Genomic DNA, 22067 nt, shown 5'->3' with positions numbered 1-22067 from the left:
CCTCAACAGCTTGAATGCATTTCATGTGAGCGCCGCGGCGCAGCGATTCGGAGTTAGATTCCAAATTCGGTCAACCCGACCGGGAAAAGTAGGCTGTGTCGCTGTGCAGGTCGCAACTCGTGCGTGGTGCGTGGTGTCGGTCTTGGCGCTGTCGGCGGCCGTCGGCGTCACCGCGGCGGCGCAAGCGCCGGCTGAGCCGGTCGCCAGCGGCGCCGGTGACCGGCTGATCGGCTGGGACACTTACCGTCGGCTCGATCTGTTGCCTTATCTGCGCAGCGACGCCCAAGCCTTGCAGGTTTCCAGCTTTGATCGCAGCGGCGGCGATTTCGACCTCTCCACCGGGAATCGCAACGGCACCGGTGGGTGTCTGGCCGACGGCGGTGCCGGTTGCGTCATCGCGGAAGATCGCGGTGCCGGCGAGGTGGATTCGATCTGGCTCACCCGCGACGGCGGCAAGGTGACCAAAATCGGAAACATCCGCGTCGAACTGGACGGGCGCACGGTGGTGGACGCTCCTCTGCAGTCGGTTGTCAACGGCGCACTTGGTGCGCCGTTCGAATGGCCCCTGGTGGCCAACGCGACTCAGTCGCCGGGTGGGGTGTACATCAAGGTGCCGATGCCCTACCGGCAGTCGATGCGCATCAGCGTGGCATCGAATCTCGAGTACTACCACGTCGATTACCGGCAATTCTCGACGACGGGGGGTGTCACGACTTTCTCGCCCTCCGATCCCGCCCTCGACGTGCTCGCCGCGCTCCGCGACGCGGGCACGGCCGATCCGAAGCCGGCCGGCCCCCCTGCCGCTCACGACAAGCGGACAGTTGCGCCTCCCGCCGGCGCAGGGGTGACGATCGCGGAAATGGCTGGGCCAGGCAGCATTTCGGCCATAAAACTGCGACTCCCCGAACCCACGGACCAGCTCCTGAGCGGCCTACGACTGCAGATGGAGTTCGACGGCCGGACCACGGTCGACTCCCCACTCGGGGAATTCTTCGGCGCCGGACTGGGCGTCAACAGCGTGCGATCGCTGATGTTCGCCGCGGTCCCCGATCCTGGCGGATCGTTGTCGTTGTCCGCGTGGTGGCCGATGCCGTTCGCCCACGACACCCGCATCACGCTCGTGAACACCACCGACGACGCGGTAGGCGGAATCGAGAGCGACGTGACGATCGCGCCCGACGCACGGTGGGCGCCGGCGCTGGCCGCCGGCCGCGCCGGCTATTTCACCGCCCGCTCGCATGCCGCGCCAACCATCCAGGGCCAGGATTGGCTCTTCGCCGACGAACGGGGCCACGGGAAATTCGTGGGTGTCAGCCACACCATTCGTGGCTTCCGGATCAAGACGGCCTTCAGCGATGCCGCCCCGTACTTTCTCGAAGGAGCCGAGCGCGTGTATACCGACGGCTCCGCGTCACCCCAGTGGTATGGCACCGGCACCGAGGACCTCTACGAGGGCGGCTGGTATTTCAAGGACGGGACCCGCTTCAGCGGCCCGCTCACCGGACAACCCGATCGGCGCACGGCCACCGGCGGCTGTGCGGACTACTGCGTCGCCGTCTACCGGCTCATGCTGGCTGACGCCATCGACTACCACTCCGCGCTCCGCTTCGGCATCGAGCACGGAAAGCGGAACATGGTCCAACCCGACTACAGCTCAACCGCTTTCCTCTACGCCCAACCGAATGAGACTCTCGCGCCCGGCGACGACGTCCGCCCGGGTGATCCGGTCAGCCGGCTCCTGCACGGCTACGCCGACGCCGACGCCTCGGACCGGTTGCTGGTCAGCGAATACGAGGGCGCCGAAGACACCCGTCCGGTCATCGGTTCGGTCCGCGGCACCAGCGCCGCGATCACGTTCCACGTCGACACCGACCCGGGCAACCACGGCATCCTGTTGCGGCGCACGTCGGATCAGGCGGACGGCTTCCAGTCGGCGGACGTCGCCATCGACGGCGTCCCGGTCGGCACCTGGCTGCAACCGCGCGCCAACGCTTTTCACCGCTGGCTCGACGACGCCTACCTCTTGCCGCCCTCGGCGACTGCGGGCAAAGCGCAGCTGACGGTCACCCTGACGCCCGCGCCCGACTCCCCGCCCTGGACCGCGAGTCGCTACCAGGTGGAGACACTCTCCGGGTCAACCGACTAGACCGCGGCCGATCGCATCACCCGGGTGGCAAGGAGTGCCATCCCCACGCCAGTCACACCACCGATCGGCGCGATCAGCGACGACCATCCCGACAGCACGAAATAGCCGAACGTGGCGCCGACGGCGAGCAGCGCCGCGTGCGCGGGCGTCCACCGCGTGATCGACGGCAGCCGGAAGGACAGGCCCATGCCCAGCAGCAGTGCCAGCACGTGACCGAACGCGGTGAAGTCCGCGTCGAAAGTCGCCACCAACGCGATGCCGATCCACCACCCCACCCAGGCCGCCCGCCAGCGCAACGGGATCGAGGTGGTCAGGGCCCCCAGCACGCATGCCGCGCCGTAGCTGATCCCCACGTCGGTGGCGCGCGCAACCGAGAACGGCAGCCAACCGGTCTCGACCGCGGCGACCAGTCCGACCGCGAGGATCAAGGTGGCGCCGATGTGGCCAACCGCGATGGTGATCAGCAAACCCCTGCCGTGCCAGATGAGTTCGCCCAGCGCGAGCAAGCACACCAGCCCCGGCAACCAGAGATAGACGTCACCGCCGTCGCTGACGAACGCGCTACCGACCAGGGTGCCCAGGTGGCCGTGCGCCAGGTTGTGCAGGTTGGTGCTCATCTCCCTGACGACCGTGGCGCGGGTGTGCGAACCCAGGGCCGTCAGGGTGACCGAGACCGCGAGTAGCAGGGCAGTGTATGCCGCGGTGACCCGCAACCGGTCGGCGCGCAGCCGCCGATCGTGGGTGCCGGATACCGTCATCGGCCGTTCCAGCCGCGATCGCGGGCCAGCAGGTCGGCCACGGTTTCCCGGCGCACCAGCTCGCGGGACCGGCCGCCGGAGACCGCGACCAGCGGCGGGCGGCCCACCAGGCTGCGGCTCGACTCCGTCGAGTGCTGATAGGCGCCGGTGCAGGCCACCGCCAGCAGGTCTCCGGGCCGGACGTCCGCGGGCAACTCTACGTCGCGGGCGATCTCGTCGCCGACGCCATGCCGGCCCACGACGGTGACGGGTGCGGTCGCGGTTGGCACGTGCCGATTGGCCAATCCCACCGTGTATTTCGCGCCGGGCCGCTCGGGGCTGTGAATGTCGCCGGTGCCGCCGTCCACCGCGACGAAGGTGTGCCCGCCCGGTTGGCGTTTCACGGCGATCACCCGGCACAGCATCATCCCGGCCCGCGCGGCGATCGCCCGGCCCGGCTCGATCACGATCTTCGGGCGCGGGAATTCGTGCTCCGCACAGGCGGACTCCAGTGCCGCCCCGATGGTGGCCGCAAGCGAGCGCAGGTTCAGTTCCGGGTCGCCGGAAAGGTACGGGACCGCGTGTCCGCCGCCGAGGTTGAGTTCGGTGAGCACGACCTGATGGCGGTCGCGGACCTCGGCCATCACGCCGATCATCTGGCGGATCGCCTCGCCGTAGTGCGAGGCGTCGGTGAGCTGTGAGCCCAGCCCGCAGTGCAGCCCCACCAGGTTCAGCCACGGCTGGTCCAGGACGCGCCTGAGGGCGCCGGCCGCCTGGCCCCCCGACAGTGCGAAGCCGAACTTCTGGTCGATGACCCCCACATCGGGGATGACCCCGACCAGGACACGCTGAGGGTGACGGACCCGGCAGGCGAGCAGCGAAACCTCGCTGGGAGTGTCGATGACGATCCGTCCGACGCCGGCGGCGACCGCGTCATACAGCTCGGCCGCAGTGATCACGCCGTCCAGGATGATCTGTGCCGGCGGGACGTCGGCGGCCAGCGCGGTGGCCAGCTCGCCGGCCGAGCACACATTCACGCCGGCCCCTTCGTCCGCGGCCCAGCGTGCGACGTCGACGCTCAACAGCGCCCTGCCCGCGTATATCAGCTCGGCGTCGGGGAACGTCGCGCGGTAGCAGCGGATGCGGGCCCGGAAGTCCTCCTCGTCCACCACGTACGTCGGGGTGCCGAACTCGGCGGCGATATCGTCGGCGGCCACGTCGCCCACGCACAGCCGGCCCTGGTCGTCGACGTAGGCGCTCAGCGGCCAGACCGCACGATCGAGGTGCGGGTTCAGCCCGTGCCTCAGCGATGGCAGCAGCTCGAAGAGCGTCATCCCTCCACGGTGCCGGTCGGATCGCGGGCGTGCCGCGCTCTTAACGAAGCCTTCACACCCGGGCGGCAAATCTTCACAGATTCGGAACACTGGGCGTGAGGCCGCCGCCTCGGCGGCGTCTTGACTGCCCGGCTTCCCACTGCTAGACATGGGTTCGCCATGGATTTGGGCGATCGCCCAAAATGGAGGTGAAATGACGGTCACCAGCGGCACGGACGTCTACTACGACCCCTATGACACCGGCATCATCGCCGACCCGTACCCGACCTACGCGCGGTTGCGCGAAGAGGCGCCGATCTACTACAACGAGCGCTACGACTTCTGGGCGCTGTCACGGTATTCCGACGTCGAGCGGGCGCTGGCCGACTGGGAGACGTTCTCCAACAAGCGCAGCGACATACTCGAGCTCATCCAGTCGAAGTTCGACATGCCCGGCGGGGTGATGATGTTCCAGGATCCGCCGGAGCACACCAGGTTGCGCGGGCTGATGTCGCGCGTGTTCACCCCGCGCCGGATGGCCGCGCTCGAGGACCAGATTCGCCAATACTGCGTGCGGTGTCTGGACCCGCTGGTCGGTTCATGCAGCTTCGACATCATTGCCGAGCTGGCCTCGATGATGCCGATGCGGGTGATCGGCATGCTGTTGGGAATTCCGGAGTCCGAACAGGTTTCGGTGCGCGACGCCAACGATGCCAACCTGCGCACCAAACCCGGCGCACCGTTGAAGGTCGCCGACGCCGACTCGATCGCCGACGGCCGGATCTACGCCGACTACGTGGAATGGCGGTCCAAGAATCCCTCCGACGACCTGATGACGACGCTGCTCAACGTCGAGTTCGACGACGAGCACGGTGTGCACCGGAAGCTGACCCGCAAGGAGGTGCTGCACTACACGCAGGTGGTCGCCGGAGCGGGCAACGAGACGACGGGCCGGCTGATCGGCTGGCTGGCCAAGGTGCTCGCCGAGCATCCCGACCAGCGGCGCGCGGTCTACGAGGATCGGTCGCTGCTGACCCGCACGGTCGACGAGACGCTGCGATTCGAACCGACGGGACCGCACGTGGCCCGCTGGATGGCAAAGGATTTCGAGTGTTACGGCACCACGGTTCCGGCCGGCAGTGCCATGCTGCTGCTCTTCGGTGCCGCAAACCGCGACCACCGCCGCTACACCGATCCGGACACCTACGACATCCGTCGTGACAACATCTCGCACATCACGTTCGGGAAGGGCGTGCACTACTGCCTCGGCGCCAACCTCGCCCGCCTCGAGGGCCGCGTCGCGCTGGACGAAATCCTCAACCGATGGCCGGAATGGGGAATCGACTACGAGACCGCGAGATTGGCGCCGACGTCGACGGTCAGGGGCTGGGAGCGGCTACAGGTGGTGCTGCCCTGAGTCAGGCGGGCGCCTCGTATCGGTCGATGAGTCGGTTGACCAGCGCGATGGCATCGGCGTGGCCTCGCGTGGCGCCGAGGGAATCCTCCAAGATGACGGTGCGACCGATCGCGGCGATGACCACCGCGAGGCCCGCCGGCGGGAATTCGGCCGCGTCGAGGCCGTTCTCGCGGACGATCTCGTCCAGCGCGGCGATCTGCATGTCGCGCCACCGCTGGAACCAGGCCGCGATCTCGGCGCGGATCTCCTTGCGGTGGTTGGCAAGTCCCATGAATTCCTGCAGCAACCGGGCATCCTTGGGCGCGACGAGGGTGTCCCATAGGGCATGCAGGGGGCGGTCGGACGTCAGCGCCTCCTTCTGGCGATCGAGGTAAGCGGCCGCCCCGCGCCTGAAGACGTCGAGGTAGAGCTCATCCATCGTGGGGAAGTAGTAGTGCACCAGCGCCGCTTTGACCCCGGCTTGGGCGGCCACCCGGCGCGAGGTCGCCGCGGCGTACCCCTCCTCGACCATGACCTGAACCGTCGCGTCGATCAGCAGGTCCCGGGTCGTCGAGTCCCTGGCCATCACCGGACCCTAATTTGGGCGGTCGCAAAGAATCAACAAGGCTCTTGGTTAGAGGATTGAGGACCGGGGAATGGTTCACGGGAACCGTTCAGAAAGTGAAGGAACAATATCTTCCATGGCTCCCAGTTTCTCCGACGTCATCCAATCCAAGTACCTGCTGCTGACGACGTTTACCAAGGACGGCCGCCCCAAGCCCACGCCGATCTGGGGCGTGCCCGAGGGCGACAAACTGCTGGTCATCACCGACGACGGGTCGTGGAAGACCAAGCGGATCAACAACACGCCCCGGGTGACGATCGCCAAGAGCGCCGCGTTGGGGAAACCCAGGAGCGAAGAGGTCGAGGGCGTCGCCCGCGTGCTGCCGAAGGCCGAGACGCGGCGGGTCTACAACGCCGTGCTCAGGCGCTACTGGTACCACGCCTGGTGGTTCTATGCGCACTCGATCGTCCGGGGCGGCATCGACAAGGTCCACGTGGGGCTCGAGATCAGACCGGCTGACTAGCGTCGCTCCCGGGGTCGATCAAGATCTTCGCGTGCGCCTCGGGATCACCGAGCGCGTCGAAAGCCGCTTCGACGCCGGACAACCCGACCGTCCCGGTGATCAGCGGCGTTACGTCGACCTTGCTGTCGGCGAGCATGTGCAGGGTGTCGCGGAACTCGAGAGGGGTGTAGCCGAGCACGAACCGCAGGTCGATCTCCTTGTTGATCGCCATCGCCGGCCGAATGTGGTCGGCACCCATGCAGACACCCACGACGACGACGCGCGAGAACAGCGGCGCGCCGGCGATGATGCCGTCGATGATGCCTGGGACACCGACGCATTCGAAGATGACCGGGTGCTTGGGGGTTGCGGCGCCGGCGGCCTCGGCGGCGCGCCACACGTGCCACCACGGCAGCCGCAGCCGTTGTAGTTTCTCGATCGTGCCGACCGCGAGGTCGAACGCCTCCAGGATCCCTTGCAGATGTTTGCGGCCGGCCTCGGTCGCGTAGGGCGAGTCCTGTGCGGGGTCGACGACGATGTCGGCGCCGCAGGCCGTCGCCAGCGCGCGCCGACCCGCAGAGAAGTCACTGGCGATCACCGTGCGCACACCGTGCGCCTTGAGCATGCAGATCACGGCCAGACCGATTGGCCCGCAGCCGATCACGATCGCCACGTCCCCTTTCTTGACCTCGCCGCGCCGGACGGCGTGCCACGCGACGGCCATCGGCTCGGTCAGCGCGGCGATCTGCGGGGACAACCCGTTCGGCACGGCGAACGTCAGCGACTGCTCGACGAGGAGCTGTTCGGCGTAGGCCCCGGGTGCCATGGTCGACAGCCCGATCCCGTGCACCTCTTTGCCGCGCCGCAGCAGCGGCAGGGCCACGACCCGGGTGCCGGGCCGCGGGGCCTTTCGTGTGCCCGGACCGTAATCGAGCACCTCACCGCAGAATTCGTGACCGAAGACGACGTGCTGGTCCGATCGCATGAACGCGTCGTAGCCGGATTCGGCCATGACGTCGGCGAGTTCGTCGCAGTGGTGGCGGGCGTGTAGATCGGATCCGCAGATGCCACACCTGAGGACTTCGATCAGTAGCTGTCCCTTGGCGGGGTTCGGCGTCGGGACGTCGACTACTTCGAGTTTTGCGTTGGTGCAGGTCACGCTTTTCATCCGTCGATCCTCCTACACGGTGGCCGACTTGGGATGCGCGGTCGCAGTGACGCGCGGCGCCCGCTCAGCTCGCGGCGCGAAGGGCTTCGTACGTGTCGGCCAGAGTCTCCTGTGGGTCCCGGTACGTGATGCCGAGTTCGCGTTCGCTCGGCGAATCGTCGGACGCCGGCATCTGCGTGTAGTACTGCATCCCCGCCCAGGTGAAGGGCGTATCGAAGGGTACGAAACGGCTGGCACGATCCATTACCGCGCCAGCGACGCGCAGGGCGGCATCGGGAATCGGAACCGAGACCATCGCCGACCCGGACACCTCGCCGAGCATCTTCGCCAACTCCGCCGCCGGGACGCGATGGCCCCCCGCCATGTAGCGGCGCGGGCCGCGACCGGGCTCCAGCAGCGCCGCGTGCAACGCGGCCAGATCGCGGACGTCGACGATCAACCAGGCGCCGCTCCGCCCGGGGATCACATGCATCTGCAGGGCGGCCTTGACTCCTTCGCCGGCCTCGCCGAACTGGTCACCCACCGGCGGGCCGATGACCATGCCGGGGTAGGTGATGTTCACCGGCGCGCCCGCATCCTGCAGGCCGCGGGCATAGATTTCGACCTGCGCCTTGGACGTTCCGTACCCGTCCGCCCCACCGACGACCGGCAGGTCCGCCGACAGCTCTTCCAGGCCGGCATGAAAGAGCGCGCTGAAACTCGACACGTGGACGATCGGGTCCAGGCCTAGCTCGACCGACTGGCCCAGGACGTTCTGGGCGCCCTGCATGTTGGTCGTGAGCATCTCCGTCGTCTGGCGCGGATCGGTGGCGACCAGGGCGGCGCTGTGCACGACGGCCTCGCAGCCGTCCAGCGCCCTGCGCACCGCCATCCGGTCGGTGATGTCGGCGACGGCGAAATCGGACACGTCGACGCCCAGCTTGGCCACCGACGTCTGCAGCTTGCCGGGGTTGCGCACCAGGAACCGGATGGAGTGCCCCGCGTCGGCGATGGCCTTGGCCGTCCATCCGCCGACGAATCCCGTACCGCCTGTGATCAGAACGCGCATGGTGCGATCTTTGCAGGACCGTCCGGCCTACAGATGACGGGAGGCGAAGTTGGCGGCCTGGCCGGTCATGCCGTTCATTCCGTATGAGGTGTGCGCGGCGAAGTCGTTCCCGGTGCCGGTGCCGCACACCGGATCGCCCTGGGCGCACAGCTCCAGGGTCTTCGGTTGATACAGCGGGCCGATGGCGAGCGGCGGGGCGTGGTACTTCTGCAGGAAGTCGCCCGACGGCGTCCCGAACAGGGTGACCGCGGCGACGTGACTCGCCACGTCGGGCGGCATCGGTGGCGGCACGGCGGACGCCGGCACGCCCGACGGTACGGCCGCCGAGGTGACGTAACCCGCCAAGGCCGCGCCCTGCGAATACCCGCCGAGCACCTCGCGGGTGTTGGGACAGTTCTTGGCGGTGGCCTCGACGTGCGAACTGGCGTCCCGGATGCCGTCGATGACCGTCTGCGGGAAGTTGGGGTTCGAAAAGTCCGTGCTGGCAGGGTAATTGACTGCATAGACGCTCAGCGATCGGGAGCCGATCTGCGAGCGCAGCGCGTCGACGAACGACCCGCCGATACCGCCGACACCGGGCGGTTCGCCCGATCCGCGGGCGAACACCACCTCGACGTCGGGACACGGGTCCGCGGACGCGGACGGGCTCGGCGCACTTAAGACCAGCGCGCCGGCCGCCAACGCCGCGAGTCCGACGAGCGCCGGCAGCCGGCGCAGCGGGGCAAGCTTGCTCACTTCTTGAAGGCGTCTTTCACCTTTTCGCCGGCGTCCTTCAGGCTGGACTTCGCCTGGTCCGCCCGGCCCTCGTCCCTGGTTTCGTGGTCCCCGGTCGCCTTGCCGATGGCCTCCTTGGCCCGGCCGCCCAGGTCTTCGATCTTGTTCTTCAGCTTGTCCTCGTTGCTCATGCCGGTGTGGCTACCCAGCAAAGGGAGCTGTTAAAACCCCGAGCCTGCCATCATGGAGGTTGTGAGCGCCGCGATCGTGGTGGCAGTGGTGGTGGGGCTGATGCTGCTCGGCATCGGCATGGTGATCAACCAGTTGCTCCGGCTGCGCAGGTATCTGCGGGACTCGCCGACCGCGCCGCCGCCGGCACCCGAGCCCCCGGAGCCGCCCGGCTAGGGGCGGGCCGCCCCTACAATCGCGCGGCGACCAAGTTCGCGGCCTGGGCCGCCATCCCGGACTGCACGTAGGAGGCGTGGGCGAAGACGTTGATGTTGGAGCCATCGGAGCACGCCGGGTCGCCGGCGGCGCACATGTCTACGGTCTTGGCGGCGTACGGCGGGGCGATCGGCGGGAATACGGTGCCGGACAAGCGATTCGCGAGTGCGCTCGTCGGATTGCCGAAGACGGCGATCGCCGCGACGTGGTCGACCGCCCGGGGTGGCATGGCGGGCGTGGCCAAGTCGATCACCCCGGCACCCTGCGAGAACCCGCCGAGCACCATGCGGGTGTTGGGGCAGCGACCGATCATGTCCTGTACGTGGGCAACCAGGTCGTCGGCACCGTTCTGGGCGCTCGCGGCGAAGGCCTCGGTGGCGGGGTAGTTGACCGGGTAGACACCCATCGACCGCCCGGAAATCTGGGAGCCGAGGGAGTCGATGAACGCCTGGCCCACATTGCCGACACCCGGTGGCTGGCCGGTGCCGCGGGCGAACGCCACCTCGACGGCGGGGCACGGGTCGGCTCGAGCAGCGGGGGTGTCGAGCATCCCGCACAACCCGGCCACCGTCACAGCGATCGCAGCGCCTAGGACGCGAAAGTTGTGGTGTGGGCTGCTCACCGCTTCATGCTGACACAGGCGTTCCCACGTGGCAGCGTCAGCGGAAGGTCGGTGTAGGTGACAATGCCCGGCGGGGCGGCGACGACGGCCGGGATCGCGTTGATCGCGGGCATCGCGGTCATGATGTGGCCGAGGTCCATGAACTCCTCGATCGTGGTGGCCTCGAAGTAGGGCGGCGGCAGGAAGCCGACCTTGGTGGTGACCGTCGGCTGCCCGTCGATCTGGATGACCCAGCCGTCCTGTTCGATCTTCCAGTCGGGTTCGAGCGTCTGCCCCTTGCGCCACCGCACGTTCAGGTCGATCAGGGTGGTGTCGCCGACGACGCCCTGCCAGCTGATGTACACCCCCGCCACGCATCCCGCGGGGATGGTCCAGGACGCCATCTCGAGGTCGGCCGTTGTCTGGGCGAACTCGGCCACGCACTTGACGTCGTCGAGCTCGACGCCCAGCGCGTCGCCCACCAGCCGGACGGCCTCGCCGAAGATGGCCGTCCCCTTCGCCGCCATCGCCTGCAGATCCGGGTGGTCGATCGGCTGTCCGAAGCCCACCGGCCTCTCGGTCTCCGGTGAGTCGTAGAACGTGGTGTCGGCGGCCTCGTTGACGGTGACCTTGTCGATCCGGTTGCACACCATCGCCGACACGATGGCCAGCAGCTCGGCGAAACCCGGGCTCACGCCGGAGCCGAAGATGGTGGCGCCGCCCTTCTCGCAGGCCTGGGCGATCTTTTCCCGCCCGTCGCCGAGGGTGCCTCCGGTGATGAAGGACGCCGTCGTCACCACGTTGACGCCCGCGGACAGGATGCGGACCAGCTCGTCGACGTCGATCCACATCGGGTTGTAGACCACACAGTCGGGTTTCAGCGCGAGCAGCGCGTCGACGTCATTGGTCGCCGCCACGCCCAGCGGCGCGATCCCGACGAGGTCGCCGGCGTCGCGGCCGACCTTCTCGGCCGACCACGCATAGCAGCCCACCAGTTCCAGCGTGGGGTTGGCGACGATCGACTTCAGCGAGCTCTTGCCGACGTTGCCGGTGTTCCACTGAACGACTCGATAGGTGTTTGGCACTCGCTCAGCATAGGGAATGGCGGCCGCCGTTAATAGGCGGATTCGGCCGCCAGGATTTCGGCGAGGTAGGCGTCGCCGGCCGGCCGGTCCAGCCGCGCCCGCGCCCAGCGCCGCACGCGTTCCCGGGTTTCGGCCGACTCCGTCGTCTCGGCTCCGACGAGCACCGATGTCGCCGACCAATCGTGGTTCCACGCCGCCGATTCCGTGAGCGGAGTTTGGGGGCCGTCGATCAGGGCGAGGGTCGCGCGGCCGTCGGCGTCCAGCGCGCCCGCGCCGGAAATGCTCCCAGAGGTCAGCCGCACCGCGACGCCGGTGGGCGCGTCCGGGCCGATGACCACCACCCGCACGCGGGCGACGACCTCTGTCCCGGCCGCCTCGACCGTCCAGTCGACGGTGTTCTCGCCGGCGTCGAAGGTGCCGGCCGGAACGCCACCCCAGTTGACGGACGCGACGCCGTCGGCGATCGCGGTCACGGCGCGCGGGCTCGCTCCCGTCCCGGCGGCCAGGGCGTAGTCGTCTCGGCGTTCGCTCGACGGCGTCCAGGCCGGCTCCGAATCATCAAGGGCCGCGGACAGTTCGGGCCAGCCGGGGCCGTCCACCCCGACTTCGTCGGCCAGGGCGGCGCCGGCCCGGATCAGGTCGAGCGCGCGGGGGTCACCTTCCGCGGCGTGCGCGGCCAGGGCGGCGGCGTGCGGCGCCAGCAGCTCCGCGACATCGGAATCGAAGGTGTCGTCGGCGAAGAAGCCCTGCGCGCCGGCGGTCAGCACCGCGACCTCGAGGTCCAACAGCGCGCGGTCCAGCCCGACGATGCCGTCCTGCCGGCTGGCCGGCCACCAGCGCCGCAGCCAATGGCCCACGGCCAGCCTGCGGAGCGTCTCCAGCGAGCCCGGCAGGATGTCCACGCCGGCGAGGTCGACGCCGCGCGGTTCGTCGGCCGACGCCACCGCGGAAGCCAGCGCGACATGGCCGGATTTGCCGACCACCCGCCACAGCCAGTCGGCGCGGCCGACATCGGTGAACGTGATGTGCGTGGCGGCGTCGTCGGGGTCACCCGGTGCGTCCAGGGTCCACGACAGCACCGCGCCACTGACCTCCAGCACCGCGGCCAGCGGCGTGGCCTCGCTGACGGGTCCGGTGCTCCACAGCCCCGAATCGGCGATTAATCTCATCCGGCCACCTGCAGTTCCAGCATCGCCTTGATCCGCTGCCGGTGGTCCAGGCTCACCGACCGCGCGACGCCCTCGAGCAGCGACCGCACGTCATCGATGTCGTCGCAGGGCTCCTGCCACACGTCGCGCCCGTGCAGCCGCGCCCACAGCCGGCTCAGGTAGGGCTGCGCGTACGCGGCGAGGTCGTCGACCACCTGCCGTTGGCGCGGATGGATCGGGCCGCCCTCGGCGAGGTAGCGCCGGGCGTGCAGCACGTAGGCCTCCTTGCGCAGCCGCGCCTGAATCTGTGCGGCCAGGGCGTAGCGGCCCGCGGCGGACGGGTCCAGCGGGGCCAGCTCGACCGCGACCTCGATCCCCGCGACGAGCGTGGCCTGCTTGTCCTCGGCCAGCAACCCCCACGGCGCGCAGGCCCGGTCGACCTCCTCCTCGCACAGCAAGGGGATATCGGGCAGCGCGTCGCGGTCCAGCGCGCGGCGCAACGTGGCGCGCACCCGGTCCACCACACTGCGGTCCAGCGGACGGTCGCCGTCGGCGCCGCCGACCACCTGCGGGGGCCGTTGCGGCGCAACCGCACTCAAGCCCAGATCCACGATTGACCACGGCAGCTCCGCCGCCTGGACCCGGGCCAACGCCCCCAGGTTGTACGGCGTGGCGTCGGCGATCATCGCCGACCACACGCGTTGCCGGGCCCTCGCGGTGCGGTGGCTGTTGGCCGGTCCGAGCACGGTCGCCAGCTCCGCCAGGAACGCCTCGATGACGGTGTCACCGGCGGCCCGCACGTCGCGCCAGCTGCGGTCGAGCTGGTCGGCCAGCTTGGTGACCGCTTCGGGATCGGCCACGTACTGGTGCAGCACCTCGATCGCGGTGCGGTCGCGACCCTGGTGGATGTCGGCCAGAACCGCGGCCGCCGTTTCGCGATCCTGCGGTGCCGGTGGGCCTTTCGTCACCGCGAGCTCGAAGCACACCGGGAAGTACAGTTCCTGGGCGTTTCCGCTGCGGATGCGTTGCCTGCGGCGCTCTTGTTTGAGAACCTCGAACCATGCTGCGGCCGAACGCAATTCGTCCGCACTGGCGGCGATCAGGCCACGCATGGCCGCGGCGGTCTCGGGTGTGACGACGGGGGCGGAGTATTGCGGGTTCGAGCGCAGTCGAAGCACCAGCGGATCGATGATGCGTTTGACGGTGCGGGTCAACGGCCCGCCGTCGTCGCTGCTGAGCACCTCCACGCCGGGGCCGATCGTCCGCCACGCCGCGTCGATCACCGACCGGCGGGGGTGGCCGACCGCGACGGCCAGCTGCGAATCCGCGCTCATCTGCACAGAATAGGGGTAGGGCGCGAAACGCAGCAGCCGAAAACTTGGGTTCGGTAGCCTGCCGGCCGTCCCACCCTGGGCGCATGAAGAAGCTGCTGGCACTGGTGCACCGGCTCAGCCGCCCCCGGCCCCGGGGCGCGGCGGACCCCGCGGTCGGGGTCGGCACGGTCCGCACGGTCGCGCGTCAGGTGTTCATCGAGGTGGTCGCGGTGTCCGGGGAGACGTTCATCGGCAAGTTGGCGCGCTGCGGTGAGGATTTCGACGTGTCGATGCTGCGCCCCGGCCTGGTAGTCCTGGTGGCGTTCGATCCCGCTGCGCGCGAAGAGCTTTCGTTGCCCGACGACGTGCTGGCGGTGCACGCGGCGTTCGCGGGGTCGCGGTGAGCGCTAGCGCGCGCCGTCCACCGCGAAACTGACCACCGCGGCCCAGTACAGCGGGCTGGCCGTCGCGTCGCCGTCGCGCCAGCGCCGCATCTGCTCGCGCTGCCAGCGGTTCACGGCGCAGCCGGCGTCTGCCTCGGCGTCGTGGGCGCGGTCCACGGCGGCCACGGTGTCGGCCATCGGATCGGTGGTCGCCTGGGCGAATTGGCGATACGCGGCGGTGGTGGGCAGCGACCACAGGGTGGCCGTCACCAGCTGTGCGCCGCCCAGGATCGTCGCCGCCACCAGCCCGGTGGCCTCGTCGAATCGATAGTCCCCGCCCGACCCGCACGCGAGCAGGGCCACCCGCGGCGGCATCGGCAACTGCAGGGCCATCAAATCCGACGCGGTCAGGGGGCGGTGATCACCGATCGGGTCGGCGTCGCCGGGGATCTCGGCGGTATCGGCGAGGTGCAGCGCGGCACGATCGGCCCGGCCGTCGGCCGAACTCGCGTGCCCCACGTACAGCAGCCGGCTCGGGGCCTGGGCGAGCAGCTTGGCCAGCCACGTGCGATCGGCGTCCCGGCGGCGGAACAGGTCGATGGCGGCGGCCGGAGATTCAATCACCGGCAGCACGGGCCGGTGCCGAAGCAGCTCGGTGAAGTGCCGCGTCAACGGGGTCTCGGGGGACGGCCTGCCGAGCACCGAACCCAGCGCGGAGTCCGGGCGCTGCCCCGGCACCCGGGGGTCGAGGACCAGCAGCGGCGGGCCGGCCTTCCTGGCTTCCCACGCCGCCGGGACGCGCGGTGAATGGACGATGTTCGGCGGCACCGCCATCAGGACGTCGACCATTTCCATCAGCCGGTGGCCGTCGGTGTGCTGAGCGATGTCGGCGAGCTGCCAGGGGATCCGGGCCGCGGCGCGGCCGCTGGCGGTGATCGCCTCCTGACGGGCGCGCACCAGTTCCTCCTTGCTGGGCCCCGATTTGGGCAGCGCCAGCAGCCCCCACGGGACCCGCGCCAGCCGCGCGCTGGGCGAGATGAACAGCACCGCCCGCGGCGTGGCGACGCACTCGGTCAGCAGCTGCCAGCCGGGGGCGCCGATCAGCAACACCCCGAGGATGTAGGCGAGCGTCAGCTCGGCTTCCGCCGCCGCGAACGGCCCGGTGGTCAGGGCGCGCTCGATCGCGTCCCGCCGGTCCTCGGAACCGTGCGGCTCGGGCAAGGCGTTTGCCAGCTCTTCCAGCGCGGCGAGCAGCAGCGGCTCTTCGATGACCCAGTTGACGGTTCGCGACGGCTGCCCGACGATCCGCAAGCTGGCGTAGGTGGCGATCCCCACGTCGGCGTACCGCAGGATCAGGGTGGTCCGGCCGGCGCTCACGGCCAGGTCGACCAGGCGGGCTCGGCCGCCGTGACGTCGCGGCCGTAGCGCTGCTGCGCGAGCGCGCGATAGTGGCTCAGGATCGGCCCGGCGTCGGGCTGCATGCGCAACGGCGGCAGCGGCCCGAGTCGGGTCAGCGATGCGCCGCCGGGAGGCGACGAACCGGCCGCCGCCAGCGCCGGGCCCGGCTCCAGCTCGGTGTCGACGGGGATTGGCACCGTGGCGGTCGATGCCCATTCGCCGGCCTGTGGCCGCTCGGCGCCCGTACCGAACGTCCCTCGCGCGCTGTGGTATTCGACCAGCTCACTGATCAGTTCGGTGTTCTCCCATTCCCAGGCGACGGCGAAGGCGCCGGCCAGCACCGGCGCCGCGATGCTGCGCGCCCATCGTGATCGCGCGTCGGCGTCGGCGATCGAATACCGCACCGAGTCGACCGCGAGGGCGGCCGGCACCTTGAGTTCGGCGGCCTGCTGCAGTTTGGCCATGCCGCGCCAATACTTTTCGGTGCCGATCTCGCCGTGCAGGATGCCGAGTCCCTCCGCCTGCCGCGCCTCGGTCTCCTGCAGCGTCTCGTCGGGATCGCCCGAACTGTCGAAACCCAGGTCCGCCAACGCGTCCGCGCGCCACACCGTGCCCAGCTGGTTGTCCAGCAGCGCGTACTGCAGCCAGCTACTGCGCGGCGACGAGTCGAGCAGTTCGCGGGCCTGGGCGATCAGCTCGACCGCGTCGGCGAAGCGGCTCCAGAAGATCGCGATCCAGCTGCGCTGCAACAAGATACGGTGCAGGTGCAGCGGCTCTCCCAATTCCCGCCAGTGCCGTTCGGCGTGCTCCCAGCACTCGTCGGCGGCTTCCAGCGCCCCGGCCCCGAGCCGGGTGAGGCCAAGGTACAGCCAGCAGCGGGCGACGTCGTGCGCGCGGGCGTGGCGGGCGATCACGGGGTAGGCCTCCGACACCAGCCGCTCGGTGCCGGCGTGGTCGTTGGCCGCCCAGCACGCCGTCGCCCGCTCCAACTGCGCTCGCGCCATGGACAACGCCCAACCGTTGGCCTGGGCGCGGGCTCCCGCGCGCCGCAACCAGGGGTCGGCCTCCGACAGTCGGCCGGTCTCGACACAGAACCGGCCGTAGCCGATGCCGGCGAGCACCCGAAGGTGGTCCGCGGCCTCACCCTTGCCGGCATGGTCTTCCAGGGCGCGAACCACTTTGTCCCACAGTGGAACCGACCGGACGTGCAGGTCGTTGTCGCACAGCGCGGTCGCGCACAGGACCGACGCATGGATGCGCAGTCGGGCGTGTTCTTCCGTCAGCGACGGAAAGTCCGTGTCGGAGTCGTCATTCAGCGCCGCCAGCGCGGCCGCCGCGCCCTCGTGGTCGCCGATCGCCGCGGCCAGGCCGGCTCGCAGAAACCGAGCTCGCCGCGAGTACCGCCGGATCATCTGCGCGATGCCGGCGTCGGCGGGCATGCCCGCGTAGATCGCCACGCAGTCCTCGATGCGCCGAATGGATTCGCGCACCCCGTCATTCGCGCCGCGGCTGAGGTAGATCTCGCCCAGCTGGGCGAGGACCTCCAGCATCAGATCGTCGCGGTCTTCCCGCTCGATGCGCGGTATCAGGGACAGCAACAGATCGCGGGCCCCGGCTTCGTCGGCCGCCAACGCCAGTCGGCGCGCGTTGTCCAACTCGTCGGGGATCGACACGGCTGCATCATAAGTCCGCCGATGTCGTCCGGGCATGCGAAAGCGGCGAGCGGCGGACGCGTGGTTGCGACACATCCGCCGCCCGGCCGCAACCATCAGCCGCAGGTCACCTTGATGTTGAAGTCCTTGGTGATCATTCCGGCCATCGGGTTCTTCAGGTCGGCGCCCTGCGCCTGGCCCGTGATGGTGTAGGTCTTACCGTCCACCGCCACGTCGGCCGAACCGACCTTCGCGCCCATGTTGTTGCTGACCGACAGGGCGTTGCCGTCGACGACCATCGCCAGCGACTCGACTTTCGGGGTGGCCTCGTCGGTCATCACGACCGCCAGCGCCTGCCGTCCGCCGCTGGAACCGCTGCCGATGTCGATCTTGCCGCCCGTCCGGACACACGTCACCGAGGCCGGGTCCAGGCCCGCCAGGTCGGCACCGCCGACCTTGACCTGGGCGCCGCCGCCGTTGGCGACGCTGGGGGCCGTACTCGATGCCGGGCCGGCCGTGTGGCCGCCGCTGGAGCACCCCACCAGCACCGATGCGGCGCCCAGTGTCCCAATCGCAGCCGCGAGAAGACGTTTCACTTGCGGTTCCCTTCCTTCATGCGCCGCCCCGATGGCGTCGCCATGGCGCAAGTACAGACCGCCGGATTCGCTACCGATCCCAAATTCGGCGGTGCCGAGCCGGTAGGCTGCGTCGAGGTCGGCGCTGAGGAAGGGAGACACGCGATGCTGAGCGTGAAGTGGCTGGAAAAGCCTGAGGCCCATGACTTTCCGGCGGCGGCCGACTACCTCACCATGCTCGCCGACGCGAACACCGTCAAGAAGGTGCTCAAGAAGCTGAAGGCCGGAACGGTCACGCATCGAAAGGCCAAGGACATCCTGCGCGCGGCGCAGCTGGGACTGTTGCCGCCCGACAACCCCCACGTCGCCGCCGACCTGACCAAAATCGAGAAGGGGCAACCGCTGTCGCCCATCCTGCTGGTGCGCGGGGACTTCCCGACCGGTGTCCCGCTGCAGATTGCCGACGGCTACCACCGCGTATGCGCGAGCTATCACACCGACGAGAACACCGACATCCCGGTCGTCATCGCGGCCATGAGCCACTGACCGGGAGGTGACCATGATCGACATCACGACGGTGGGAACCGTTCAGGTGCTGACCCTGTCGTCGGGTCCCGTCAACGCCCAGGACGTCGAACTGCTCGACGAGCTGACCCTGGCGGTGCGTGACTTGGAGCGTTCGGACGCCGGCGCGCTGGTCGTCACCGGAGCCGGCCGGGCGTTCAGCGCGGGCGTCGACCTCAACCGGGTGGTGGAGGGCGGCTCCGGCTATACCGATCGGCTGGTCCCGGCGCTGTCCGCGGCGTTCGAGGCGATGTTCGCCTACCCGGGCCCGACCGTCGCCGCGATCAACGGCGCCGCCATCGCCGGGGGATGCGTGCTCGCCTGCGCCTGCGACCGCCGCCTGATCGGCCCGGAGGCGCAGATCGGGGCGGCCGAGGTGCGGGTCGGGGTGCCCTTCCCGGTCGCCGCGCTCGAGGTGATGCGCTACGCCTGCGGCGACGCCGCCGAGGAAGTGCTGCTGGGCGGCCTCAGCTACCGGGGGCCCGACGCCGTTGCCCGCGGGCTCGCCCACCGGGTGGTCACCGAGGACCTCGTGGAGGTGGCCCTGGCGGAGGCGTCCGATCTCGGCGGCATCCCGGCCGGCGCGTACCGCCAGACGAAAACCCAGCTGCGGGCCCCGACGATGGCGCGGATCCGCGAGGGCCGGGCTATCGACGACGAGGTCCGCCAGATGTGGGGCGCGGAGGAGACGCTGCACCGGATCGCCGCCTACGTCGAGCGACTGCGGCGACGCGGCTGATCAGTCCTCGTCGACGGCGTCTTCGACGGCCACGCCGCCCCGGGTGCGCCGCCGCATCCGATGCGAGCCCTTGCCCGTCGGGCGGCGGTTGCGCAGCCCGGCCTGTGCCGCTCCCGCGTCCTCGGACTCAGCGGGGGACGCGGCCGGCTCGGCCGTCGGCTCTTCCTCCGCGGCTTCGGAGCCCTCGGCCTTGACGGTCTCGGTCTCCTCCGGCTCTTCGGCCTCGGCCTCTTGAGGTTCTTCGGCTTCCGCCTCCGCTGCCTCCGATTCCTCGGCGGCCTCGGCGTCGGTGTCTTCGGCCTCGTCGCCCTCTTTGCGGCGCCGGCGCTTCTTGGACTTCTTCGGCTTGATCGGTTTCGGCGGTGGCGGCGGCAACTCGGCGACGAACGAGAGGTAGAACGCGAAGAATCCGAGTAGCGCGGTCGCGGCGGCCGCGCCGTAGATCGCGAACAGATACGGGCCGGCGGCGTCCAGGCTCAGCCAGATCTCACTGATCGCCGTGCCGATGATGAGCACGCCCGCCAGCACGTGGCACACGATCGAGGCGACCCTGAGGTTCAGCGCCATCTGCGGCGTCCCCAGCTCCGGCTTGCGCACCCGCAACAGGTTGAACACCACCGGCAGGGCGGCCAGCGCGATCAGCGCACCCGCCGTGATCCGCAGCGCCGTCCCCAACGTACGCGTGGTGTCACCCATCAGCTCCGGCCAGCGGGGCAACACGAAGAAGAAGTAGAGGGCGCCGGCGGCGAGGGAGAACAGCAGGTGCCACGGCACGGCGATCTTGCGCCCCATACCCCTCCTCGTGCTGGTGAGTTCAAGCCAGCCTAAAGGCGGCCAACCCGAATCCAAACCAATTCGTGCACGTCCGCATGGCGGACCAATTGCGGAGGATGCGGGATTTGAACCCGCGAGGGCTGTTAACCCAACCCGCGTTCCAGGCGAGCGCCATAGGCCACTAGGCGAATCCTCCGTGGCCATGGTAACCGAGGCCGCCGCAGCCGCCGCCACGCGCTCGGCGGCACCGTCGGGCCGGGTATTACACTCGCGGTGGACCCCGCGCGGCGTCTATCCTGTGAACTCCCCCAGGGCCGGAAGGCAGCAAGGGTCAATGGGCTCTGTCGGGTGCGCGGGGTCCCCTATATCCATTGAGTGGCGACCCGCTTCGCCCGGCTCCGCCGCGCTTGCGATCGCCACTAGGTTCGATCAGTGGCGACCCGCTGCGCCCGGCCTCGCCGCGCTTGCGATCGCCACTATGAGCAGCGAAAGGGCCCCTGGTGTCTTTCGATTCCCTCAGCCCCGAAGAGTTGGCGGCTGCGCACGCGCGCAACCAGCAGGACTACGCCGACCTGCAGGCCAAGAAGCTGGCCCTCGACCTGACCCGCGGCAAACCCGCGCCGGAGCAGCTCGACCTGTCCAACCAGCTGCTGAGCCTGCCCGGTGACGACTACCGCGACAGCGAGGGCACCGACACCCGCAACTACGGCGGCCTGCACGGCCTGCCCGAGCTACGGGCCATCTTCGGCGAGCTGCTCGGCATTGCGGTGCCCAACCTGATCGCCGGCAACAACTCCAGCCTCGAGCTGATGCACGACCTCGTCGCCTTCTCGATGCTGTACGGCGGCGTCGACTCCCAGCGGCCCTGGAAGGACGAACCGAGCGTCAAGTTCCTGTGTCCCGTTCCCGGCTACGACCGGCACTTCGCGATCACCGAGACGATGGGCATCGAGATGATCCCGGTGCCGATGCTGGCCGACGGCCCCGACGTCGACCTGATCGAGGAGCTGGTCGCCGTCGACCCCGCCATCAAGGGCATGTGGTCCGTCCCGGTCTTCGGCAACCCCACCGGGATCACCTACTCGTGGGAGACGGTGCGCCGGCTGGTCCAGATGCGCACGGCGGCGCCCGACTTCCGGCTGTTCTGGGACAACGCGTACGCGGTGCACACCCTGACGCACGAGTTCATCCGCCAGGTCGACGTGCTGGGGCTCGCGGCCAAGGCCGGCAACCCCAACCGGCCCTATGTGTTCGCGTCCACCTCCAAGATCACCTTCGCCGGTGCGGGCGTGAGCTTCCTGGGCGGCTCGCTGGGCAACATCGCGTGGTACCTGCAATACGCGGGGAAGAAGTCGATCGGCCCGGACAAGGTCAACCAGCTGCGGCACCTGCGCTTCTTCCGCGACGCCGACGGGGTGCGCCTGCACATGCTGCGCCACCAGCAGATCCTGGCGCCGAAATTCGAGCTGGCGCTGGACATCCTGGACAAGCGGCTGAGCGACTCCAAGATCGCGTCGTGGACCGAACCGCAGGGCGGTTACTTCATCAGCCTCGACGTGTTGCCCGGGACGGCGCGCCGGACCGTGGCCCTGGCCAAGGACGCGGGCATCGCCGTGACCGAAGCCGGAGCGTCCTTCCCGTACCGAAAAGACCCGGAGGACAAGAACATCCGGATCGCGCCCACCTTCCCGTCGCTGCCCGACCTGCGCGACGCGGTCGACGGGCTGGCCACCTGCGCGCTGCTGGCGGCGTCGGAGTCGCTGCTCGTCTCCGCCGCATCCAGCGTGAGCTGATGGCGAGCG

The 22067-nt window shown here is 69.5% G+C and carries 23 protein-coding genes, 1 tRNA gene and 1 other RNA gene; 9 read left to right on the top strand and 16 right to left on the bottom strand.

Annotation, left to right across the window (positions count from 1 at the left end):
• The first annotated feature begins 148 nt into the window (after positions 1-148).
• Entirely contained in the window at positions 149-2146 is a 1998-nt protein-coding gene (locus A5692_RS23570; protein WP_369830322.1) for a glycoside hydrolase family 172 protein, read from the top strand.
• Here A5692_RS23570 and A5692_RS23565 read toward each other — a convergent pair.
• Both A5692_RS23565 and A5692_RS23560 read right to left on the bottom strand, forming a co-directional pair.
• Positions 2143-2904 (bottom strand): rhomboid-like protein, encoded by a 762-nt coding sequence (locus A5692_RS23565; RefSeq protein ID WP_068060646.1) that lies wholly within the window; start codon positions 2902-2904, stop codon positions 2143-2145. The genes A5692_RS23570 and A5692_RS23565 overlap by 4 nt on opposite strands.
• Positions 2901-4217 carry a diaminopimelate decarboxylase gene (locus A5692_RS23560; protein ID WP_068060643.1) on the bottom strand — a complete coding sequence of 439 codons (1317 nt, stop codon included), beginning with the start codon at positions 4215-4217 and terminating at the stop codon, positions 2901-2903. The genes A5692_RS23565 and A5692_RS23560 overlap by 4 nt, the downstream gene beginning before the upstream one ends.
• A 193-nt stretch (positions 4218-4410) precedes the next feature.
• Here A5692_RS23560 and A5692_RS23555 point away from each other — a divergent pair, with 193 nt between their 5' ends.
• Positions 4411-5613, top strand: a complete 1203-nt coding sequence (locus A5692_RS23555; RefSeq protein ID WP_068060640.1) for a cytochrome P450 — start codon at positions 4411-4413, stop codon at positions 5611-5613.
• Between the two features lies 1 nt (position 5614).
• On the opposite strand, the gene A5692_RS23550 is transcribed toward A5692_RS23555, so the two are convergent.
• Complete coding sequence (locus A5692_RS23550; RefSeq protein WP_068060638.1) at positions 5615-6178, bottom strand: TetR/AcrR family transcriptional regulator; 564 nt, start codon at positions 6176-6178, stop codon at positions 5615-5617.
• A gap of 115 nt (positions 6179-6293) precedes the next feature.
• Between A5692_RS23550 and A5692_RS23545 the strand changes: the two genes are divergently transcribed.
• Complete coding sequence (locus A5692_RS23545) at positions 6294-6680, top strand: PPOX class F420-dependent oxidoreductase (protein WP_068060634.1); 387 nt, start codon at positions 6294-6296, stop codon at positions 6678-6680.
• Here A5692_RS23545 and A5692_RS23540 read toward each other — a convergent pair.
• The 4 genes from A5692_RS23540 to A5692_RS23525 all read right to left on the bottom strand — a co-directional run bounded on the left by A5692_RS23540 (position 6664) and on the right by A5692_RS23525 (position 9780).
• Positions 6664-7827: a zinc-binding dehydrogenase gene (locus tag A5692_RS23540; RefSeq protein ID WP_068060631.1), complete on the bottom strand. Its 1164-nt coding sequence runs from the start codon at positions 7825-7827 to the stop codon at positions 6664-6666. The two genes, A5692_RS23545 and A5692_RS23540, sit on opposite strands and share 17 nt — an antisense overlap.
• A 64-nt stretch (positions 7828-7891) precedes the next feature.
• Positions 7892-8875 (bottom strand): NAD-dependent epimerase/dehydratase family protein, encoded by a 984-nt coding sequence (locus tag A5692_RS23535; protein WP_068060628.1) that lies wholly within the window; start codon positions 8873-8875, stop codon positions 7892-7894.
• Positions 8876-8902: 27 nt separating this feature from the next.
• Positions 8903-9610: a cutinase family protein gene (locus tag A5692_RS23530; RefSeq protein ID WP_068060626.1), complete on the bottom strand. Its 708-nt coding sequence runs from the start codon at positions 9608-9610 to the stop codon at positions 8903-8905.
• Complete coding sequence (locus A5692_RS23525) at positions 9607-9780, bottom strand: CsbD family protein (RefSeq protein ID WP_055403166.1); 174 nt, start codon at positions 9778-9780, stop codon at positions 9607-9609. The genes A5692_RS23530 and A5692_RS23525 overlap by 4 nt, the downstream gene beginning before the upstream one ends.
• Before the next feature lie 52 nt (positions 9781-9832).
• Here A5692_RS23525 and A5692_RS29570 point away from each other — a divergent pair, with 52 nt between their 5' ends.
• Positions 9833-9994: a hypothetical protein gene (locus A5692_RS29570; protein WP_197514548.1), complete on the top strand. Its 162-nt coding sequence runs from the start codon at positions 9833-9835 to the stop codon at positions 9992-9994.
• Between the two features lie 13 nt (positions 9995-10007).
• Here A5692_RS29570 and A5692_RS23520 read toward each other — a convergent pair whose 3' ends face one another.
• From A5692_RS23520 to A5692_RS23505, 4 genes are read right to left on the bottom strand one after another with little or no spacing between them, the layout of a single operon-like run.
• On the bottom strand, positions 10008-10655 hold the full coding sequence (locus A5692_RS23520; protein ID WP_231984435.1) for a cutinase family protein: 648 nt from the start codon (positions 10653-10655) through the stop codon (positions 10008-10010).
• Positions 10652-11719: a dihydrodipicolinate reductase gene (locus tag A5692_RS23515; protein WP_068060620.1), complete on the bottom strand. Its 1068-nt coding sequence runs from the start codon at positions 11717-11719 to the stop codon at positions 10652-10654. The genes A5692_RS23520 and A5692_RS23515 overlap by 4 nt, the downstream gene beginning before the upstream one ends.
• Positions 11720-11748: 29 nt before the next feature.
• Positions 11749-12888: a hypothetical protein gene (locus A5692_RS23510; protein ID WP_068060617.1), complete on the bottom strand. Its 1140-nt coding sequence runs from the start codon at positions 12886-12888 to the stop codon at positions 11749-11751.
• Positions 12885-14201 carry a hypothetical protein gene (locus tag A5692_RS23505; RefSeq protein ID WP_068060907.1) on the bottom strand — a complete coding sequence of 439 codons (1317 nt, stop codon included), beginning with the start codon at positions 14199-14201 and terminating at the stop codon, positions 12885-12887. Before A5692_RS23505 ends, A5692_RS23510 begins: the two co-directional genes overlap by 4 nt.
• 44 nt (positions 14202-14245) lie before the next feature.
• Between A5692_RS23505 and A5692_RS23500 the strand changes: the two genes are divergently transcribed.
• Positions 14246-14584, top strand: coding sequence for a hypothetical protein (locus tag A5692_RS23500; protein WP_068060614.1), 339 nt, complete (start codon positions 14246-14248; stop codon positions 14582-14584).
• A gap of 3 nt (positions 14585-14587) precedes the next feature.
• Here A5692_RS23500 and A5692_RS23495 read toward each other — a convergent pair whose 3' ends face one another.
• From A5692_RS23495 to A5692_RS23485, 3 genes are all read right to left on the bottom strand, one after another.
• The gene (locus A5692_RS23495; RefSeq protein WP_068060901.1) at positions 14588-15946 is read right to left on the bottom strand and encodes a CHAT domain-containing protein; all 1359 of its coding nucleotides are present in this window, start codon (positions 15944-15946) and stop codon (positions 14588-14590) included.
• On the bottom strand, positions 15937-17634 hold the full coding sequence (locus tag A5692_RS23490; RefSeq protein WP_068060611.1) for a hypothetical protein: 1698 nt from the start codon (positions 17632-17634) through the stop codon (positions 15937-15939). The genes A5692_RS23495 and A5692_RS23490 overlap by 10 nt, the downstream gene beginning before the upstream one ends.
• A 95-nt stretch (positions 17635-17729) precedes the next feature.
• Entirely contained in the window at positions 17730-18209 is a 480-nt protein-coding gene (locus tag A5692_RS23485) for a lipoprotein LpqH (RefSeq protein ID WP_068060898.1), read from the bottom strand.
• A gap of 144 nt (positions 18210-18353) precedes the next feature.
• Between A5692_RS23485 and A5692_RS23480 the strand changes: the two genes are divergently transcribed.
• Complete coding sequence (locus tag A5692_RS23480; protein WP_068060608.1) at positions 18354-18734, top strand: hypothetical protein; 381 nt, start codon at positions 18354-18356, stop codon at positions 18732-18734.
• Between the two features lie 13 nt (positions 18735-18747).
• Positions 18748-19491: an enoyl-CoA hydratase/isomerase family protein gene (locus A5692_RS23475; protein ID WP_082963042.1), complete on the top strand. Its 744-nt coding sequence runs from the start codon at positions 18748-18750 to the stop codon at positions 19489-19491.
• On the opposite strand, the gene A5692_RS23470 is transcribed toward A5692_RS23475, so the two are convergent.
• Both A5692_RS23470 and A5692_RS23465 read right to left on the bottom strand, forming a co-directional pair.
• Positions 19492-20283, bottom strand: a complete 792-nt coding sequence (locus A5692_RS23470; protein WP_068060601.1) for a hypothetical protein — start codon at positions 20281-20283, stop codon at positions 19492-19494. It lies immediately after the preceding gene.
• Positions 20284-20375: 92 nt separating this feature from the next.
• Positions 20376-20461 (bottom strand) — tRNA-Ser (locus A5692_RS23465).
• Between the two features lie 76 nt (positions 20462-20537).
• On the opposite strand from A5692_RS23465, the gene ffs reads away from it, so the two are divergent.
• Both ffs and A5692_RS23455 read left to right on the top strand, forming a co-directional pair.
• Positions 20538-20632, top strand: an RNA gene (gene ffs / locus A5692_RS23460) — signal recognition particle sRNA small type.
• A 133-nt stretch (positions 20633-20765) separates the two neighbouring features.
• Positions 20766-22058: an aminotransferase class I/II-fold pyridoxal phosphate-dependent enzyme gene (locus A5692_RS23455; RefSeq protein ID WP_156766234.1), complete on the top strand. Its 1293-nt coding sequence runs from the start codon at positions 20766-20768 to the stop codon at positions 22056-22058.
• Positions 22059-22067: the final 9 nt, after the last annotated feature.

Source organism: Mycobacterium sp. E342 (assembly GCF_001667665.1).
GTDB lineage: Bacteria > Actinomycetota > Actinomycetes > Mycobacteriales > Mycobacteriaceae > Mycobacterium.
This window is presented reverse-complemented; position numbering and strand designations above follow the sequence as displayed.

Excerpts from the sequence above, each read along its gene's own strand:
- A5692_RS23565 (WP_068060646.1), bottom strand. The coding sequence starts at position 2,904 with ATGACGGTATCCGGCACCCACGATCGGCGGCTGCGCGCCGACCGGTTG.
- A5692_RS23560 (WP_068060643.1), bottom strand. The coding sequence starts at position 4,217 with ATGACGCTCTTCGAGCTGCTGCCATCGCTGAGGCACGGGCTGAACCCG.
- A5692_RS23555 (WP_068060640.1), top strand. The coding sequence starts at position 4,411 with ATGACGGTCACCAGCGGCACGGACGTCTACTACGACCCCTATGACACC.
- A5692_RS23550 (WP_068060638.1), bottom strand. The coding sequence starts at position 6,178 with ATGGCCAGGGACTCGACGACCCGGGACCTGCTGATCGACGCGACGGTT.
- A5692_RS23545 (WP_068060634.1), top strand. The coding sequence starts at position 6,294 with ATGGCTCCCAGTTTCTCCGACGTCATCCAATCCAAGTACCTGCTGCTG.
- A5692_RS23540 (WP_068060631.1), bottom strand. The coding sequence starts at position 7,827 with ATGAAAAGCGTGACCTGCACCAACGCAAAACTCGAAGTAGTCGACGTC.
- A5692_RS23535 (WP_068060628.1), bottom strand. The coding sequence starts at position 8,875 with ATGCGCGTTCTGATCACAGGCGGTACGGGATTCGTCGGCGGATGGACG.
- A5692_RS23525 (WP_055403166.1), bottom strand. The coding sequence starts at position 9,780 with ATGAGCAACGAGGACAAGCTGAAGAACAAGATCGAAGACCTGGGCGGC.
- A5692_RS29570 (WP_197514548.1), top strand. The coding sequence starts at position 9,833 with ATGGAGGTTGTGAGCGCCGCGATCGTGGTGGCAGTGGTGGTGGGGCTG.
- A5692_RS23510 (WP_068060617.1), bottom strand. The coding sequence starts at position 12,888 with ATGAGATTAATCGCCGATTCGGGGCTGTGGAGCACCGGACCCGTCAGC.
- A5692_RS23505 (WP_068060907.1), bottom strand. The coding sequence starts at position 14,201 with ATGAGCGCGGATTCGCAGCTGGCCGTCGCGGTCGGCCACCCCCGCCGG.
- A5692_RS23480 (WP_068060608.1), top strand. The coding sequence starts at position 18,354 with ATGCTGAGCGTGAAGTGGCTGGAAAAGCCTGAGGCCCATGACTTTCCG.
- A5692_RS23475 (WP_082963042.1), top strand. The coding sequence starts at position 18,748 with ATGATCGACATCACGACGGTGGGAACCGTTCAGGTGCTGACCCTGTCG.
- A5692_RS23470 (WP_068060601.1), bottom strand. The coding sequence starts at position 20,283 with ATGGGGCGCAAGATCGCCGTGCCGTGGCACCTGCTGTTCTCCCTCGCC.